The sequence below is a fragment of the Synechococcus sp. PH41509 genome, from assembly GCF_020514285.1.
In the GTDB taxonomy this organism is placed as follows: domain Bacteria; phylum Cyanobacteriota; class Cyanobacteriia; order PCC-6307; family Cyanobiaceae; genus Parasynechococcus.
On the sequence record NZ_VTLD01000001.1, the window covers coordinates 1 to 17,409 of the forward strand.

Consider the following 17,409-nt stretch of genomic DNA (forward strand, 5'->3'; position numbering starts at 1 on the left):
GCAGATTCTCACGCGTTACTCACCCGTCCGCCACTAACCCGAAGGTTCGTTCGACTTGCATGTGTTAAGCACGCCGCCAGCGTTCATCCTGAGCCAGGATCAAACTCTCCGTTGTAGATCATTTCCTTTTAGAAGCTCTCGCTCCCTCAAAATGATTTGCGTCACCCATTACTCAGATCAATCTGGCAACAGTTGAGGCCTCCTCTTCGCTGACACAAAAAGGGTTCTTAAGAGTGCATCTCTAGATTTCTCTTTCAATGACTTTCCGGGATCTCAGATCCGGTTGTTGCTCCACAATTCGCACACCCACAACAAGAAGGTTCGTGAAAACCTTCCCGTTGCAGCGAATTGCTTCGACGCAACGAATTTTTTGACGGGACCTCACACCTTCATCGCTCTTTCATTCGGCTCCTCACCTCACCTTTCAGTTCGGCTCAGAACCAAACGCGATGAAAGCGTCAGTTCCTAAACTTTTCGATTGTCCAGGTGCGACCAAACCTCGCTGCACTCCCTCTCAGGAGTTCGGTTGGCTGGTCATCGCGGCCTTCACGGCCGCTTGATGAACTTACAACACCGTGGGATCGCTCCCTCTTGATCTTGTAAGTCGCCTAAGACACATCAAGGCTTTCGCCTTCAGCGCTTCGGCTTGCGCGCTCGCCTCTCGGCTCCCGCGCAAGACAAAACCATAACACCACATCTCTCCCTATCGCAACTAACAAGCTTCAGCGCTGTACCAGAGCCTCTCCCCAAGGAAGGAAACGCGCCAGATGGGCCCATGAACCTGCCGCCAGCATGGGGAAACCCCTTTCAGCAACGTCCTCACCCGGAGAGAGCTGCGCTGGATCCGCATCCAACCAGCGAATTGGACAACCGAGTTCGTCGAGCACCAACCAGGACGCAGCCAAATCCCAGATCTTGGGAGTGGCCTCTAGTGAAGCGATGGTCTGCCCCATCGCCACGCTCACCAGATTGAGGCTGGCAACACCAAGCAAGCGAATCTTTCCAGGGAAGCGCTGATGAGGTTTGCGCTGCAGCACACGGATCGAACGGCTGCAAAGCGAAACGCAGGCACTGGTCGCCAACGCTCGGGTCTCAGACGTGAGCGGTTGGTTATTTCGGGTGGCGCCGCGGCCACGCAGAGCAACAAAGCGTTGCCCCAGTGCTGGCACATCCAGAAAGACCTCACTGGGTCGGCCGTCAACAAAACGCGCCACGGAAATCGCCCAATAGGGAATGCCAGCAGCAAAATTGGTGGTCCCATCCAAAGGATCCACCACCCAGTACGCCCTGCTGTTCGGGACTGTTTTGGATCCTTCCTCGCTCAGGACGCCCTCCCCAGGGGCAATGCTGGACAAGCCCTCAACCAGAGAAGCATCACTCCAGCGGTCACAGTCGGTGATCAAGGAACCATCGGGCTTCACATCGGAACCGATCTGGCCAAAGTCCTGAAGCTGACGAGCACGGATGCGATCCAGCAACAGATGAACGGAGCTCAGTTGATCGTCACTGAGCACCAACGTCACCACAGAGGCTGTAAAGGACTGCTCTCAGTCTGATTCACCGTCGAACCTGCGGAAGCTACCGATGGACAAGCGGACTTGAGCGGCGTTGGCTCAATCGGAATCGGTGCTTGATCGGGTACCGGCTTGGTCGCCGGCAACGACACCGCATTGCATGCCACCAATGCATCCAACCCAGTTCGGCGCCTCAGCTGCGCCAAATTGGTGTTGTATTCGCGGATCGCCTGGGCATATTTCAGCTCTGCTTGGGTGACATCCCGCTGGTTGTTAACAACTTCCCTCTGGGTGCTGACGCCTGCCTGAACCCGCAACTGCGACAAACGCAGAGATTCGCGGGATGAAAGGACCTCGCTGGCTGTGGTGTCGATCTTCTGGATTGCCGTCCGCAGGCTGAAGAAGCTCCGCTCCACCTCCAGGCGGATCTGATCACGGGTGCTGGCGAATTTGAACCGGCTTTCTTCAGCGGCCTGCTTGGAGCGTCTGTATTGGGCCCGTGCACGGCCGCCATCAAACAGACGCCAGTTCGCCGTCAGCGCCGTGCTGTTCTGAATGCCGTACGTGAAATCGCCCATATCAATGTCACTGAGCGAGGTCTGACCGCTCTGCCCTTCCGTACGCGATGCCGTGGTGGAGTTCACAAAGCGAAGGACAGGCTGAACAGCGGCAAGAGACGCATTAGCTCGGCTGTTGTTGATGGAGATATCGAGGATTAATTGATCAAGCTCTTCGCGGTAGTTGTACGCAGCCACGATGCTTTCCTGCAGTGAGGGCTCCCAGAGACCCAAAGGTCGCGAAGGTGATGCAGCGGTTGGGGTGATGTCCTGCGGAAGGTCGAGCAGCGAAGCGAGCTTGCGACGCTGCACATCCTGATTGCCGAGTTTGGTCGTGAGGATGTTGCGGTCACGCGCAAGTTGGGTCTCCGCCTCCAAAACCTCCAGCTTCGTGTTCACACCTGCGTTGAAGCGAGCCCGCGCATCGCGAAGACTGACCAAGGAAGCCTTCACAGAAGCCTGGCCAATGCGCACCCCCTCATCAGCTTCCTGAAGTTCGAAGTAGGCAGTTGCCGCATCCAAACGAAGATCACGCAAAGCAATCAAATAGGAATCGCCCGCCCGCTCAAATTGATCACGGGCTGCAGCGATCTCGGGAACGCGCGCCGGATTGATCAGATCCCAGCTCACCTGAAGGCTGACGTTGGCCCGCCATTCGCGGCCGTAGCGCTCGTTGTATCCATCTCGTGTCTCGGGACGAGTTATCTCCTCACCAGTTGCGGGGTTGATTTGACCCGTGGGTTTCTGCACCACTCGATCTGGGACGAAATCTGGATTTTGGTAGGAGTACGACTTGAAATATTGAGGGAGACCACTGGCCGAGAGTTCGACAGTGGGGTACCAAGCTGCAATCGCTGCTCGGAGTGCAGACTTGAGCTGATCCACCTGGCTTGCAGCAGCCTTGAGTTTCGGGCTGTTGAACTCGGCTAACTGAAGAGCTTCCTCCAGGGTGAGCGGACGCAACTCATGAATGCGCACCTGAGACGGCTCATTTGGGAGAGCAAGACTGGGGGGAGCAGTCAGAGGCTCAAGGGATGGTGAAAGGGAATCCACCGCTGGAGCAACGACAGATGGATCGGCCTTGGGGCGTGCTCCTTTCAACTCGATCGCATCGGGAAGCGTGGTCTGGTCGACCAACGCCGACTCAGACTGAGCCTTCTCCTCGCTGAGTGCAGAGGGAACACCGGTGGAGACGACGCCCGCAACGAGACAGATACTCGCGGTGATCCGGCGCACAGCAAACAAAAACCTTTGGCGGAGCTTAGGGACTTTTTCCTACGACACTCAGAACTGAGGCCACGACGTCAGCCGCCCCATGCACAATCCGGATGGGGACCGGCAGCTGCGCAGCCAGGGACTCCAGGGTCATGTCATCGAGGAACACGGGCTGGCCCTGCCGCAACATCACTGACGGCAGCAACAGCTCATCGCCAAGATCTCGCCCCTGCAACCCACTGAGCAGATCCTGTCCTGTCAGCAGTCCGGTGACCACTTGGTCCTGCCCCCAATAGGGACTCGGCAGTCCGATCAGGTGAAACTCAACACCATCAACGCCATTCAACCGTTCGGCCACGGGCTGCAATGCCTGGGCCACGATCTGACCCACCACCCAGCTGCAACGACGGGGCTGCGGAACCGCGCTGGGCAGGTCTTCAGTCGCGGCATCCAGAGCTTCGAGGAAGGCGCGAATGCTGCCCACGCCGTTCTCCTGCTGCGGAAGATCCTCGTAGTCATCCCGAGGCGGCAACGGCAACCCAGCCATCAAGTACCACTCATCAGAGAGCCAGGCAAAGCGGGTGCCCAAGGCCGCCTGGAAGTTCTGCTGCATGGGTTCCACCTGGGCAATCACCTGCCGGGCACAGGCCGGATCCACAGGAACAAGGCCATCTTCAGCCGGCCTGAACCGGGTAAGCCCCACCGGCACCACCGCTGCGGACAGCACCGCCGGCCAGGGGCCAGATGCGAAGGACGCCAGGTCGTTGAGTGTCCTCTCCAGGGCAGGACCGTCATTAAGCCCGGGGCAGACCACAACCTGGGCATGAATCTGCAGATCCCGCTGGTCAAACCAGGCGAGCTGATCCATCACCTGGGCAGCACGCGGGTTCACCAGCAGCCGGGAGCGCAGGTCGGGCTCCGTGGCATGCACCGATACAAACAAGGGGGATAAACGCTGCTCCTCAATCCGCTGCCAATCGGCGTCTCCCAGATTGGTGAGGGTCAGATAGGAGCCATAGAGAAAGCTCAGCCGATAATCATCGTCTTTTAGATAAAGGCTGTCGCGCCGGCCCGGGGGCTGCTGATCGATGAAACAGAACGGACAGTTGTTGTTGCACTGACGCAAACCATCAAACAGGGCCTCGGTGAAGGCCAGGCCGAGACCATCATCAGCCTCCTTTTCCAGCTCCACTCGATGCAGAGCACCCGCTGCATCACGCACCTCAAGGCAAAGCTCCTCATCCACGCAGAGGTAGCGGTAATCGATCAGATCTCGTGGTCGAATGCCATTGATGCTGAGCAACTGATCGCCTGGCTCGAAACCCAGCTCCTCCCCGATCGAGCCGGCCTCAACGGACGCCACCACGGCTGGCTGCGGTTGGCGGCCACTGCTGGTTGGATCCAGAGCTGCTACGGCAACTCCAGCGGAAGGCTCATTCCACACAAGCCGACTTCATCTGAACTCAGTGTGCGCCGTGAGCGCCCCACCAGACCAGCAGAAGCAGACCGAACAGCAGCCGGTAGGCAACAAAGATCCAGGTGCTATTGCGCTGCAGGAACTTCAGCAACCAATCAATCGCCAGCCAGGACACCAAGGCAGCTGAAAAAATGCCTACCAACAACGGCAGGGGGCCGTTGCCAGCACTGGCATCCAAAGCATCCTTGAGTTCCACCAACCCCGCAATCGTGATCGCGGGAATGCCCAGCAGAAAAGAGAAGCGTGCGGCGTCGGCCCGCTGCCAACCATCGAATAGGGCAGCTGTGAGGGTGCTGCCAGAACGGGACACCCCTGGAATCAACGCCAACGCCTGCGCCACACCCACCACCAAGCCATCACGCCCTGAAACATCCGGGAGCTGCTTACGACGGGTCCCAGCCCGTTCCGCCAAAGCAAGCAACAAAGCCATCACGATCGAGACGATCGCAATGGAAAGAACACTGCGCAGGGGCGACTGTTCGTAACCCTGAGCCCAGAAGAATTTGATGCCCAGCCCGACCACCAGGATCGGCAGGGTTCCCACAGCCATGGCGAGCCCAAGACGCGCCTCCGGTTCCCGCCACTGACCATGGCGAATGGCGCGACTGATTCCCCGCAGCACCTGACTGAGATCGCTGCGGAAATAGACGATCACGGCAACGATGCTGCCCAGTTGAATCGCGGCGGTTACGGAGACGCCAGGGTCGCCCCAACCCAAGAGCACAGGCACAACCTTTAGATGAGCGGTGCTGCTGATCGGCAAAAATTCAGTGAGTCCCTGCACCACTCCCAGCAGCAGATCACGCCAGCAGGCCTCAAGCAGGGTTATGGATGCAGCGGGGTCCGCCATCGAGACAACAGATGTCGCCTTGACGGTATCCCCGGCCAGTAAGGCAGGGATGTCGGCCGCGTCACTTGAAGATGTCTTCTAAGGTTCCGTGACTTTCTTCATAAAAAGGATTTGATCGGCGGCACCTGGCAAACCTCAGCCTCCGCACGGTCGTCGTCCTTTCCGGTCGCGCGCATCGCTGCAGCAATGGTGGTGCTGCCTGTGTTTCTGCAGGCACCTTGGGTTCGTCTGGATCCTTTCTCAGCAACCCTTTTCACGGGTGTTCTGATTGCAGCCGGCCTGGTGTTGCATCAGAGCCGCTCCCAGACGGCATCCGACCTGGGTTCGCTTCTCGTTGGTTTCAGCGGAAGTTGGCTTGCGGGCTGCATTTTCTGGGGTTGGCTGCGGGCTCATCCAGTGCTTCACCTGCCCGTGGAAGCCTTTGCTGTGCCTGTTGCCTTGGGTGGCCTGCAGGGACGCTGGCGGCTGGCGGCAACGTTTTATTTGTCATCCCTGCTGGGTACAGCCTGCACCGACCTGGCCATGGCGGCCACCGGCGTGATGCAGTTCTGGCCTGCAGTGGTGACGGCTTCCTTAGATCAAGCTCCTCTGCTGCTGCATCAAGCGGGCCTGCATCTGCTGCAGCCCCTGCCCATGGCCACCCTGGTGATAGCTGCTGCGCTGGTCATGGTTGTCGGACGCCGACTGAATCCGAATAACAGCAATTCCAACGGCGACACCGGAGCCATGGCAGCCGCTGTGTTGATCACAACCCTTTGGGTAGACGGATTATTCCTGCTCTCGGCTTTGCTGCAGCCCGGGCTCAGCGGGCTGATCGAGTGAAACGAACTGCAAAAGCTGCGGCAAACCAGAGGGTTGAAAGGGGCAACGACTTGTAGTCTTCCCGAGCCGGCAACGCCGGTCGTCCCGTTCTGACCCCTGATCGAGAGTTGAGATGAAGCGGCTTCTGAGCTGGCTGACCGGCGCACTGGTGATGGCAAGTCTGATGGCAGGCCTTGTGCTTCCCAACAGCGTTTATGCCGACGACGACCTTCGCAGCAAGTATTCCGGCAACGAGATCCGCAACGTTGTGGACGACAAGATCGCGGAACGTGAAGGCAAGGTCGACCTCAACAATTCCTCCGTGCGTCGCTTCCAGCAATTCCCTGGTATGTATCCGACCATGGCCGGGAAAATCGTTCTGGGCGGCCCCTACAACAGCGTTGACGACGTTCTGTCGCTCGACCTGACTGATCGTCAGCAGGAGCTGTTTGCCAAGTACCGCGACAACTTCACTGTCACACCCCCCTCCATTGCTCTGAATGAGGGCGACGACCGCATCAATGACGGCCAGTACCGCTGATCTTTTAATCCCGTCACAATGCCTGTGACTGCCTGAACCGCCGGACCACCGGCGGTTTTTTTGTCTCCTGATGGCCCAGCCCCGCAGCTCTGATCCCATCCCCTCAGGTCCCTGGGACGTGGTGGTGATCGGTGCCGGGGCAGCTGGGTTGATGACCTGCCTTGATCTGCCCCCAGAGCTGAAGGTCTTACTGCTCAACCGCAACACGGGGCGGCGTTCCTCCAGCCGCTGGGCCCAGGGCGGCATTGCTGCGGTGACGCGGAAGGAGGACAGCGCCGACAGCCATGCCGAGGACACCGTTCTGGCCGGAGCTGATCTCTGCGATGGCGATGCAGTCCGACTGCTGGTGCAGGAGGCGCCGCATTGCGTGGAGCGACTTGACCAGCTGGGCATGGCCTTTGACCGGGATCAAGAAGGTCTTGCCACCACCCTGGAAGCAGCCCACAGCCACCGGCGAGTCCTGCATGTGCAAGACCGAACCGGACGGGCTCTTGTGGATGTGCTGCGGGATCGTGTCGAGCAACGGCCGGGATTGCTGCACCGCCGCGGCGTCCGGGTGACCCAGCTGCTGGTGCGCGATAGGCGCTGCTGTGGCGTGCAGGTGCTGGATGGGGCGAATCTTCACGGCATCGAAGCCCGCGCCGTGGTGCTGGCCAGCGGCGGGGGCGGCCATCTGTTCGCCAATACCACCAACCCTGCCCAGGCCTGCGGCGAGGGCATCGCCCTGGCCTGGCAAGCGGGAGCTGCAGTGGAGGATCTGGAATTCGTGCAATTCCATCCCACGGCCATCCGCCTGGATGACGCCCCCTGCTTTCTGATCTCCGAAGCCGTGCGCGGTGAAGGTGGAGTGCTGGTGGATTCCCTCGGGGGCAGCCCTGTGGCCCATCTGCGCCAACGCGACCTCTCACCACGGGATCAGGTGAGCCGCGCCTTAATGCAAGCCATGCAGCGGCAGCAGGTGAAACAGATGTGGCTGGACTTCGCCGCCATCCCGCGCGACCAAGCCGAGCGACGCTTCCCAACAATCCTGGACCGCTGCGATGAACTCGGACTCAATCCCTTGGAACGGCCGATTCCCGTAGCCCCGGCTGCCCACTACTGGATGGGAGGAGTCGCCACGGATCTGCAGGCCGCCACCACACTGCCGGGGCTTTATGCCGTGGGGGAGGTGGCCTGCACAGGCCTGCATGGGGCCAACCGTCTGGCCAGCAACTCCCTGATGGAGTGCCTGGTGTTCGCCCATCGACTCAAGGAGATCGAGCTCGGGCCAGCCCTGCCGACACCTACCACCGGCACAGCCCAACCCCTCGAGCTCGACCTGGACGGGAGCAGTAGTTCGCAGCTGATCGACGCGATCGAACAGCTGCGACAGCTCTGCTGGCGGCGGGCGGGTGTGGAGCGGTCCGCCACCGGACTGCGCCAGGCCCTCACCAAGGTCAAGGAGGACGAGCAGCGTCTGGAGCAGCAGGCTCTGCTTCAGACCTTGCTGCGGGCAGACCCCTGTGCCCCGCGCCTGCTGGCGGAAAGCAGCCGACGCGATCTGAACCTGTTGCTGGATCTGCACCACCGGCTGTTAACCAGCCGTCTGATGCTGGAGGCATGTCTGTTTCGCGGCGAAAGCCGAGGCGGTCATTACCGAAGCGATGCTCCCGCGCCGCTGCCGCAATGGCGGCAGCATTCCAGGCAGCAACGAGAGCAGGGCATCTTCACCCGAGCCGTGCGCCCTTGATTTAAAAGTCGGTGTTGCCCTCGTAGCCGCTGAGTTCCGCCAGGGTGTCGAGCCCTTTCACGCCGGAGTCGACGCTGCCATTGATCTCCCAGCTGGGGAAGCCCTCTAATCCTTTGCTGCGGCAGAGGTCAGCCTGATTGTTTTCACCATCCGGCGCGCACTCAACCACCTTGAGCTGATCGGAAGCCTGCTTGCCGAAAAGCTCCTTCTGGTCATGGCAATGGGGGCACCAGTAAGCGGAATACATCACCGCGCCACTGCTGGTGAGGTGCTCGGCCAAGGCAATCGACGCAGGCGTGCTCTCGGTCGTGACAAGCGGAGCAACGCCGGTGCCGCTGGCCACAGTCTCGGGCCGATTGGGATCGACCACTGACGCCCAAATCAAGCCCCCCAGCAGCACGGCCAGGGCCAGGAGCACCCCACGGAACAGCAGCTGACTCAGATCCTCCCAGCCGCCTCCAACGATGGAGAGCACCAACAACGCCAGGGACAGAGCCGCGGAGAGAACGCAGAAGAAACAGAACGCCTGAATCTTGAGCAGCATCACGCCCAGCAGCACACCGCTGAAGACGGCCATCGCCAGGGACACCGTGAACAGGCCCCACCAGGTGCGACGCGAAAGATCGGCCTTGTTTTCTTGCAGACCTGGCAACAAGGGCAGAAGCGCCATCAGCAGCACGGCGCCATAGGCCAGCACCCCAATCAGCGAAAGAGGAATCTCAGCGAAGACCGTCCCCCAGGCGCTATTGAGCACCTTGTCGCAACCGTCAGCCCCCATCGGACAGGTGAGGTTGCCGAGCAGGCCCCAGCGCTTGAGGGTGATCGAACCGGTGTCGATCAGCCCCGCAGTGGCCAGCACCGCCATGGCGATGCGGGCCCATTTCGCGCCGGAATCCTGGCGTCGACGGCTAACGAGACGGGTGGTGCCCATCCTTGATCTTCAAGTATTCGAATTCTGTCAGTTCCAGCGTGATCAAGCCGCTTCGTAGGCTGAGAGATGGCCTGCCGGCGACGTGATGACAAGCACCCCGACAAAACCGACGGTCGCGTTCGCCCACCTGGGGTGCGAAAAGAATCGGGTCGACACCGAACACATGGTGGGGCTGCTGGCGGAAGCGGGCTATGGCGTTAGCACCGATGAAAGCGATGCCGCCGTGGTGGTGGTAAACACCTGCAGCTTCATCCAGGACGCCCGCGAGGAATCGGTGCGAACCCTGGTGGGACTGGCAGAACAGGGCAAGGAGCTGATCATCGCGGGATGCCTGGCCCAGCATTTCCAGGAGGAATTACTGGAGTCGATTCCGGAAGCCAAGGCCATTGTGGGAACCGGCGATTACCAGCACATCGTTGACGTGCTGCAGCGGGTGGAAGCAGGGGAGCGGGTCAACCAAGTCAGCGCCGTGCCCACCTTTGTCGGCGATGAACATCTTCCGCGCCAGCGCACCACCGATCAGGCCGTGGCCTTCCTCAAGGTGGCTGAGGGCTGCGACTACCGCTGCGCCTTCTGCATCATTCCGAAGCTGCGGGGAGATCAGCGCAGCCGGCCGATTGAATCGATCGTGGCTGAAGCCCACCAATTGGCGGAGCAGGGAGTGCAGGAGCTGATCCTGATCAGCCAGATCACAACCAACTACGGGCTCGACCTCTACGGCAAACCCAAGCTGGCGGAGCTGCTTCGGGCCCTAGGGGAGGTGGAGATCCCCTGGATCCGGGTGCACTACGCCTATCCCACCGGCCTGACCCCGGATGTGCTGGCGGCATACCGGGACGTGCCGAATGTTGTGCCTTATCTCGATCTGCCGTTGCAGCACAGCCATCCAGAGGTGCTGCGGTCGATGAACCGCCCCTGGCAGGCGGATGTGAACGACCGCCTGCTGGATCAGATCCGCGAGCAACTCCCCGACGCGGTGCTGCGCACCACGTTGATCGTGGGCTTCCCAGGTGAAACCGAGGAGCATTTTCAGCACCTGATGGGTTTCCTTGAGCGCCAGCGCTTCGATCATGTGGGAGTGTTCACGTTCTCGCCAGAGGACGGCACCGCAGCAGCCGACCTGCCCGATCACGTCGATCCAGAGCTGGCCCAGGCCCGCAAGGATGCCCTGATGGCGCTGCAGCAACCGATTTCGGCGGAACGCAACAGCCGCTGGGTGGGCCGCACCGTGGACGTCCTGATTGAACAGCACAACCCCCAGACCGGCGAGATGATCGGCCGGTGCGCTCGTTTTGCTCCAGAGGTGGACGGCGAAGTGCGGGTCCAGACCGGCGCAGACGGTCAACAGGCCGCACCCGGCAGCCTGGTGCCGGTGGAGATCACCGGAGCCGACATCTATGACCTCAGCGGGCGAATTGTCGGTGCCCGCGCCATGGTGGCCGCAGCGAGACGCCAGGGTTGACCCTTCTCAAACTGCGGGCCGAGCAGCAGCGCCAGCTTTTTCTGATCGCCTCTGGCGTCAGCACAGCAGGGTCTTTCGCCGGCATCACCGCCAAGGGCTGGATCCTGATGAAAGGGGGCGTGGATCCCTTCGTGCTGGCTCTGAACTTCGCCGCACTGTCGCTGCCGACCCTTCTGGTGAGCGGACCAGCGGGAGTGCGCACCGACCGCGTGGGCTGTGAAGGGGTGCTGGTGCAGGCGCAATGGGCGCTGCTGGCCGCCTCGGGCCTGGGGGCACTGGCCATTCCTCTCTTGGAGGGCACACCCCAGGTGCTGCTTCTGCTCTGCAGCACCCTGCTGGTGGGCATCGCCGGCGCCTATGAGCTGACGGCCCGCAACAAGTACTGCTCGATCCTGGTGGAACGGCCAGAACAATTGGCGGGTTACCTCACCAGCTTTTCGGTGGTGTTCAACGTGGGAAAACTGGTGGGTCCCCCGATCGGCGGCTGGTTGCTGGCGGCCACGGGCCCAGCCTGGGCCCTGGGGATTGATGCGGCCAGCTACCTGATGCCGATTGCCAGCGTGATGTTTCTGCTGAACCCGAATCGGGCTCTGGAGGTGCGCAGCAGCGGCGGCAAGGACGCCAGCCTGCTCAACGCCTGGCGCCACTGCGGCAGCACCCTGCAGGGGGTGCTCAGTTTCACCGCGGTTCTCTGCCTGATTGGCTTCTATCACCCTGGGCTAGCCCCGTTGATCGCCTTCGATCAGCTGGGGGACAAGCCCACGGATCTGGGCCTGTTCACCAGCGTTCTGGCGGGCGGAAGCATCGTGGGCGGTGTGGTGCTGCAGCGCAACAGCCAGCGCTTCTGCAGGCGCCCGTTCCTCACCCTGGGGGGCTTCGGACTGATCACAGCGTTGGGTCAGCTGGGGATGGCCTCTACTCCGGGGCCGAGCTTCAGCCTGGCCATGGCCTTCCTGATCGGCACCGGCACAGCAGGGCTGCTGAGCAGCTGCAACCTGATCAGTCAAATCGGCTCACCGCAGGTGATGCGTGGTCGCATGGCAGGCCTAAGCCAGATCGCCTTCCTGGGCGGAGGCGGACTCAGTGGATTGCTGGTGGCACTACTGGTGATGATCACCAACTTGTCAACGGCATTCGCTCTCACCGGAGGCCTCAGCGCTGCTGTGGCTGTGCTCTGGATGCGAAAACGAGGAGCGAAGCGTCTGGAACAGCTCAGATGAGCTTGATTCCCTTGAGGATCTTGGTGAGCACAAAAGCCGTCACCAGACCGGAACCAACCAGGCCGAGATAGATGCCGACGCCCATGTGCAAGTACTGAGGTGACCACTATTAGATCAGACATTCGCCTGGGTTCAGGCCAATGCGCTTAGGGTTTGTGAACAGCTGATACCGATTGAGAGGTATCTCCAACCGGGCCAACCGGACGTCCATCCATCAACGCCCGACGCCATGCGTACCCTTTTTGTTTATCCCGAGTTCCCAAAGACCTTCTGGAGTTACGAGAAGATCCTTGAGCTGGTGAACCGCAAGGTGTTGCTGCCTCCGCTGGGGATGTGCACGGTCGCAGCGCTGCTGCCCCAGGACTGGGAGATGAAGCTGGTGGACCGCAATGTGCGGGAGGTGACAGAAGAAGAATGGAGCTGGGCCGAGCTGGTCATCATTTCGGGAATGATCGTTCAGAAGGACGACATGGCCGTGCAGATCGGCAAGGCCAAGCAGCGGGGCCTGCCGGTGGCCATCGGGGGCCCTTTCGCCAGCTCCACACCGGATGCACCCGAACTGGATTTGGCGGATTTCAAGATCCTCGATGAGGGGGAAATCACCCTGCCGATGTTCCTGGAAGCCCTGAAACGGGGCGATACCAAGGGGCGGTTCACCTCAGAGGGAGACAAGCCTGACGTCACCGCCACACCGATTCCCCGCTTCGATCTCCTGCAGCTCGACGCCTACGACTCGATGAGCGTTCAGTTCTCCCGCGGCTGCCCCTTCAACTGCGAGTTCTGCGACATCATCGTTCTCTACGGACGCAAACCCCGCACCAAAACCCCCGAGCAATTGGTGGCGGAGCTGCAGTACCTCTACGACCTTGGCTGGCGGCGTTCAATTTTCCTGGTAGACGACAACTTCATCGGCAACAAGCGCAACGCCAAGCTGCTGCTTCCGCAGATCCGCACGTGGCAGGAGGAGCGGGGGTACCCGTTCAGCTTCGCTACTGAAGCCTCCGTGGACCTGGCCGACGACGACGAGATGATGCGGATGATGCACGATGCGCGATTCGAAAGCGTCTTCCTGGGCATCGAAACCCCAGATGAAGCCAGTCTGGAAACAGCCCGCAAGGTGCAGAACACGCGCAACCCGCTCGATGCTGCTGTTGACCGGATCACGGCGAACGGCATCCGAGTCATGGCCGGCTTCATCATCGGCTTTGACGGAGAAAAGGATGGGGCAGGCCGCCGAATCGTGGACTTTGTGACCCGCACCGGCATTCCCGCAGCGATGATGGGCATGCTTCAGGCTTTACCCAAGACAGCTCTGTGGGCGCGGCTAGAGCGGGAAGGTCGGCTGATTCAGGGAGAAGATGCCGCCAAGGGCGTGAATCAGACCAACTTGCTCAATTTCGAGCCCACCCGACCGATCCGAGACATCGCCAACGAGTACGTGGAAGCTTTCTGCGCGCTCTACGAACCCAATGCCTACATGGATCGGGTCTACAGCTACTACCTGAAAATGGGTGCCCCCCGCTGGAAAGCTGCCGCAAAGCTTCCGACATGGATTGATATCAAAGCTTTGAGCACCGTGGTCTGGCGTCAGGGGATCAAACGCGATACCCGCAGTCGCTTCTGGAAGTACATGTTTGGGATGGCCCGCCATAACCCTGCTCTGCTGGAGCAGTTTTTGGTCGTGTTGGCCCACAACGAGCACTTCCTCGAGTACCGCTCGATCGTTCAGCAGGAAATCCGCGAACAGCTGGAATCCTTGCCGCCGGAAGAACCCACCGCTCCAAAAGAATTACAAACCGTCTAAAACTCAGTCCTGCACATAGACCGTGCCGTCTCGGAGACACTGCTCGGCCTTTTGCAACTCCCTCCCCAGATAAAGGGCGTGATCGAGACGACTCAGCGGATGAGGCTCATCCCTCTCAGTGAGCTGTATGCCTAGCTGTTTGGCTGTACGGCCGCGATAGATCGCTGAGGGACGCCGGGGAGCATTCTCCCCATCACAACGCAACACCTCACCGGTGTCGGAATCTCTGGCCAGCCCTTTGTCATCAATGGTGTTGCCGTAGTGCTCCAGCACCAGTTCGGCCGCATCACGATCCAATTTGATCAGGAAATATCCGCTCGGGTCCAAGGCGATGAAGCGCTGAGACAGGCGCTGATCCAGGGCATCCATCGCCGCGGCGGTCGATACCGGTGCTTCAGGGGTTGTGGTCATGTCTTCAACCTACAAAGCCAAGGCAGGAGGTTCCGCTTTGAAGGGCAGCTCCGCATTGATGGCCTCAATCTCCTCCAGCATCAGGCCGTTGACCTTCGGCAACCAGGTACGGATCAACTGATCCATTTGGGGCTGGTACCACCGGTGCAGGCTGGCGTGGGGTCGTGCCACAAAGCCGCGGCGACGTTTGTGACTGCCACCGGCTCCAGGGTCAAAACTGGTGATGCCGTTAGCCAGAGCCCATTCAATCGGGGCGTAGTAACAGACTTCGAAGTGGAGACAATCAATCTCTTCGTTGCTGCCCCAATACCGGCCCCACAACTGCCGGCCGTCTTGCACGCACATCGACATCGCTACCGGATCGTGAGGATCACCGCGATGGGCTGAAAAGAGCACCAGCTGGTCGCGGTGCAGACTTGCCAGCGCTTCGAAAAAACCCTCTTCCAGATATTTGCTGCCCCATGGCCCCCAGCGGGCACAGTGCTGCTCATAAAAGCGATGCATGGTCTGCAGCAGCTCCAGGTCGAGCTGGTCTCCGCTGAGCGGCGTCACCATGATCCCTGCCTTTGCTACGGCCTTGCGCTCCCGCTTGATGTTGCGGCGCTGGTTGGCATTGAAGCCCTGGAGGTAGTCCTCAAAGCTCTGGTCATCGCCTCGGCTCCAGAGACTCTGCTGGTTCAGCCAGGCGGCGCAGCCACCCGCTTCCGCCAGGGGCCGCCACTGCGGATCGACGTAGAGAAAATTGCAACTGAGGATCCCGTTCTGTTCGCAGAAGCGATCAATCGCCCGCAGCAGCTCCCGGGTAAGCAGAGCCTCGTCTTCTCCGGGCCGCACATGAAAGCGGTACCCCAACACTGGGCTGACAGGGCTCATTCCAAGGAGCTTGGGGTAGTAGCGCAAGCCCAGATCAGCAGCGAGGCGCGCAAAGGTCTGGTCAAAGACAAACTCGCCGTAGCTGTGCCCCTTCAGGAACAGAGGGGCCACAGCAATCGGACTGTCATCCCGCCAGAGGGCCAGATGCAAGGGTTGCCAGCCTTGATCAGGGATGGTGCTGCCGGAGCTTTCCAGAGCCTCCAACCAGCTCCAGCGGTAAAAGGGAATCACATTGTCTCCAACAAGGCTGTTCCACTGCTGCTCAGGGATCTCATTGATGGAGCGATGCCAGCGGGCCGTGAGTGACGTCATTCAGACGGTGTCATTGGCCATCGCTGATGACCTTAACCAGGGAGAACCACGGGATGATTAAAGGAGCAGGGCAGTTCCCTAGCGGATCCTCTGGTACCGAAGAAGCCACTCCCCGTGACCGAGGTCCTCAACGCCATCGGACTGCCAGGCGCCCGGTTGCACCAAAGAAGCAGGCAATGGCGAATCCGTGAGTGGCAGCCATGTATTGGCACCCCCAAGAAGTTGAGGCACCACTGTGAGCTGGAGAGCATCGACGCAGTCCGCTGCCAGCAGATCTGCGGTGAGTTGAGCGCCACCCAAAAGCACGAGCCGCTGAATCCCAGCCGCGCCCAGCGCTTGGAGCCGCTCCGGCCAGGTTGGCGCCAAAGGGAACCAACGATCAAAGCCCTGATGCATGGGTGCCGGAGCCAAGAGCCAACGCTGAAGTGGCTGGTCAAAGAACTGCCAGGTGCGCGAGAAGCCGAGCGATCGGCTGACCACCACAGCGGCCGGCTGCTGTGGTCGCCCCTCCTGCAGGCGCTGCTCCAATAACTGAGGGTTACGGATCAAGCAGGTGCACTGATGGGCGCGCAACGTCCCAGCGCCAATCAGGCAGGCATCTGCCCAAGCCAGTGCCTGCTCCAAAGCACGCCGGTCTCCGGCTCCACCCAGCTGGGCCGCACCACCTTCAGGCGGAGCCAAGCGGCCGTCGAGGCTGATAGCCAACACCAGCCGGACCGTGGGGCATTGAGAGGTGGGGAGCGGGGGCGTCAAGCCGTCAGTCAGACGGCCGCCACTGCATCGAGTGCAGCCGGTGACATCTCCAACTGCGGTGCTTCGGCATAGACCTCAGCCGCATTGTTCGGACTTTCCTGCAGCCGCACCTTATGCAGGCTGGCACCAATCGCCTTGATCGGGCTTGAGAGACGATCGGTGATGTGCAAAGCGATGTTCTCAGCTGTGGGCACACACTCTTCGAAGAACGGCACGTCCTTGTTAAGGAAGGTGTGATCGAAAGGCTCCACCACCAGATCATCCACGAGGCGTTGCAGGGCGGACAGATCGCAAACCATGCCGGTGCGGGGATCAATCTCACCGCGCACGGTCACATCCACCAGATAGTTGTGGCCATGGCCATGGGGGCGGGCGCACTTGCCGTAGATCGCTTCGTTTTCCTCCTGGCTGAGCTCTGGGCGAGCCAGGCGGTGGGCAGCAGCGAAGTGAGTGCGGATGGTGAGGAAGGCGTCCATGGGATGTCCGAGATAGTCGGCCCAAAGGCCCGGTTGTTCGTAGAGGCGCAGAGCCGTAATCGGCAGATGCGGGCTGAGGCGCTGCCAAATCACCCGCACCAGGGCCTCAGTGGTGGGGAGACAGCCGGAAGGACCGGACACATCGAATTCCGGCCAGGCCTCATTGAGGAAGCGGAAGTCGAGCTGGCCGGTGACCTCGTTACGAATGGCGTGCTTCACCTCCGAGAGGTTGAGCACCATGCCGTCGGCATCCAGTCCGCCGGCCATGGACACGATCAGTTCGTAGTTGTGACCATGACCTGGTGCCAAAGCACAGGGCCCAAAACGGGCGGCGTTGTCATCGGCGGATAACTCCGGCAGCCAATAGCGATGGCTGGCGCTGAAACAGGCCCGCCGGGTAATGACACAGCCACGACCTTGGCCGTGCCGCGCTGTTGACTTCATTTCAGTCATGTGACGTTCCGGCCGCGAGGCATCCTAATG

Annotated in this window: 16 protein-coding genes and 1 rRNA gene; 6 read left to right on the plus strand and 11 right to left on the minus strand. The window is 60.7% G+C overall.

Annotated elements, in window-relative coordinates:
* The 5 genes from FZZ88_RS00005 to FZZ88_RS00025 all read right to left on the minus strand — a co-directional run.
* Positions 1-115 (minus strand): 16S ribosomal RNA (locus FZZ88_RS00005); the annotation flags it as partial.
* A 607-nt stretch (positions 116-722) separates the two neighbouring features.
* Positions 723-1,526 carry an inositol monophosphatase family protein gene (locus FZZ88_RS00010; RefSeq protein ID WP_166018546.1) on the minus strand — a complete coding sequence of 268 codons (804 nt, stop codon included), beginning with the start codon at positions 1,524-1,526 and terminating at the stop codon, positions 723-725.
* Positions 1,520-3,307, minus strand: coding sequence for a TolC family protein (locus FZZ88_RS00015; protein ID WP_166018544.1), 1,788 nt, complete (start codon positions 3,305-3,307; stop codon positions 1,520-1,522). The genes FZZ88_RS00010 and FZZ88_RS00015 overlap by 7 nt, the downstream gene beginning before the upstream one ends.
* 25 nt (positions 3,308-3,332) lie before the next feature.
* The gene (locus FZZ88_RS00020; protein WP_166018542.1) at positions 3,333-4,730 is read right to left on the minus strand and encodes a TIGR03279 family radical SAM protein; all 1,398 of its coding nucleotides are present in this window, start codon (positions 4,728-4,730) and stop codon (positions 3,333-3,335) included.
* A 19-nt stretch (positions 4,731-4,749) separates the two neighbouring features.
* On the minus strand, positions 4,750-5,613 hold the full coding sequence (locus FZZ88_RS00025; protein ID WP_166018540.1) for an undecaprenyl-diphosphate phosphatase: 864 nt from the start codon (positions 5,611-5,613) through the stop codon (positions 4,750-4,752).
* Positions 5,614-5,724: 111 nt separating this feature from the next.
* Here FZZ88_RS00025 and FZZ88_RS00030 point away from each other — a divergent pair, with 111 nt between their 5' ends.
* The 3 genes from FZZ88_RS00030 (at position 5,725) to nadB (ending at position 8,684) form a co-directional block, all read left to right on the plus strand.
* Positions 5,725-6,435 carry a DUF3120 domain-containing protein gene (locus tag FZZ88_RS00030; RefSeq protein ID WP_166018538.1) on the plus strand — a complete coding sequence of 237 codons (711 nt, stop codon included), beginning with the start codon at positions 5,725-5,727 and terminating at the stop codon, positions 6,433-6,435.
* A 112-nt stretch (positions 6,436-6,547) separates the two neighbouring features.
* The gene (psbU, locus tag FZZ88_RS00035; RefSeq protein ID WP_166018536.1) at positions 6,548-6,955 is read left to right on the plus strand and encodes a photosystem II complex extrinsic protein PsbU; all 408 of its coding nucleotides are present in this window, start codon (positions 6,548-6,550) and stop codon (positions 6,953-6,955) included.
* A gap of 70 nt (positions 6,956-7,025) precedes the next feature.
* On the plus strand, positions 7,026-8,684 hold the full coding sequence (gene nadB, locus FZZ88_RS00040) for an L-aspartate oxidase (RefSeq protein ID WP_166018534.1): 1,659 nt from the start codon (positions 7,026-7,028) through the stop codon (positions 8,682-8,684).
* A gap of 1 nt (position 8,685) precedes the next feature.
* Here nadB and FZZ88_RS00045 read toward each other — a convergent pair whose 3' ends face one another.
* Positions 8,686-9,615 (minus strand): vitamin K epoxide reductase family protein, encoded by a 930-nt coding sequence (locus FZZ88_RS00045; protein WP_166018531.1) that lies wholly within the window; start codon positions 9,613-9,615, stop codon positions 8,686-8,688.
* Between the two features lie 85 nt (positions 9,616-9,700).
* On the opposite strand from FZZ88_RS00045, the gene rimO reads away from it, so the two are divergent.
* Together rimO and FZZ88_RS00055 are read left to right on the plus strand one after the other, a co-directional pair.
* Positions 9,701-11,077 (plus strand): 30S ribosomal protein S12 methylthiotransferase RimO, encoded by a 1,377-nt coding sequence (gene rimO / locus FZZ88_RS00050; protein ID WP_166018529.1) that lies wholly within the window; start codon positions 9,701-9,703, stop codon positions 11,075-11,077.
* On the plus strand, positions 11,074-12,297 hold the full coding sequence (locus tag FZZ88_RS00055; RefSeq protein WP_166018527.1) for an MFS transporter: 1,224 nt from the start codon (positions 11,074-11,076) through the stop codon (positions 12,295-12,297). The genes rimO and FZZ88_RS00055 overlap by 4 nt, the downstream gene beginning before the upstream one ends.
* Here FZZ88_RS00055 and FZZ88_RS00060 read toward each other — a convergent pair.
* Positions 12,290-12,382, minus strand: coding sequence for a cytochrome B6 (locus FZZ88_RS00060; RefSeq protein ID WP_115025429.1), 93 nt, complete (start codon positions 12,380-12,382; stop codon positions 12,290-12,292). The two genes, FZZ88_RS00055 and FZZ88_RS00060, sit on opposite strands and share 8 nt — an antisense overlap.
* Before the next feature lie 144 nt (positions 12,383-12,526).
* On the opposite strand from FZZ88_RS00060, the gene FZZ88_RS00065 reads away from it, so the two are divergent.
* Positions 12,527-14,101, plus strand: a complete 1,575-nt coding sequence (locus tag FZZ88_RS00065) for a B12-binding domain-containing radical SAM protein (RefSeq protein ID WP_166018525.1) — start codon at positions 12,527-12,529, stop codon at positions 14,099-14,101.
* A 3-nt stretch (positions 14,102-14,104) separates the two neighbouring features.
* Here FZZ88_RS00065 and FZZ88_RS00070 read toward each other — a convergent pair whose 3' ends face one another.
* The 4 genes from FZZ88_RS00070 to FZZ88_RS00085 all read right to left on the minus strand — a co-directional run bounded on the left by FZZ88_RS00070 (position 14,105) and on the right by FZZ88_RS00085 (position 17,379).
* Complete coding sequence (locus tag FZZ88_RS00070; protein ID WP_206339313.1) at positions 14,105-14,512, minus strand: DUF4346 domain-containing protein; 408 nt, start codon at positions 14,510-14,512, stop codon at positions 14,105-14,107.
* 9 nt (positions 14,513-14,521) lie between these two features.
* A complete protein-coding gene (locus FZZ88_RS00075; protein ID WP_166018523.1) occupies positions 14,522-15,697 on the minus strand; it encodes a GNAT family N-acetyltransferase in 1,176 nt (391 codons plus the stop codon).
* A gap of 78 nt (positions 15,698-15,775) precedes the next feature.
* Positions 15,776-16,450 (minus strand): dihydrofolate reductase family protein, encoded by a 675-nt coding sequence (locus FZZ88_RS00080; RefSeq protein WP_206339312.1) that lies wholly within the window; start codon positions 16,448-16,450, stop codon positions 15,776-15,778.
* Positions 16,451-16,458: 8 nt separating this feature from the next.
* Positions 16,459-17,379 carry a 6-carboxytetrahydropterin synthase gene (locus FZZ88_RS00085; protein ID WP_166018522.1) on the minus strand — a complete coding sequence of 307 codons (921 nt, stop codon included), beginning with the start codon at positions 17,377-17,379 and terminating at the stop codon, positions 16,459-16,461.
* Positions 17,380-17,409 lie beyond the last annotated feature (30 nt).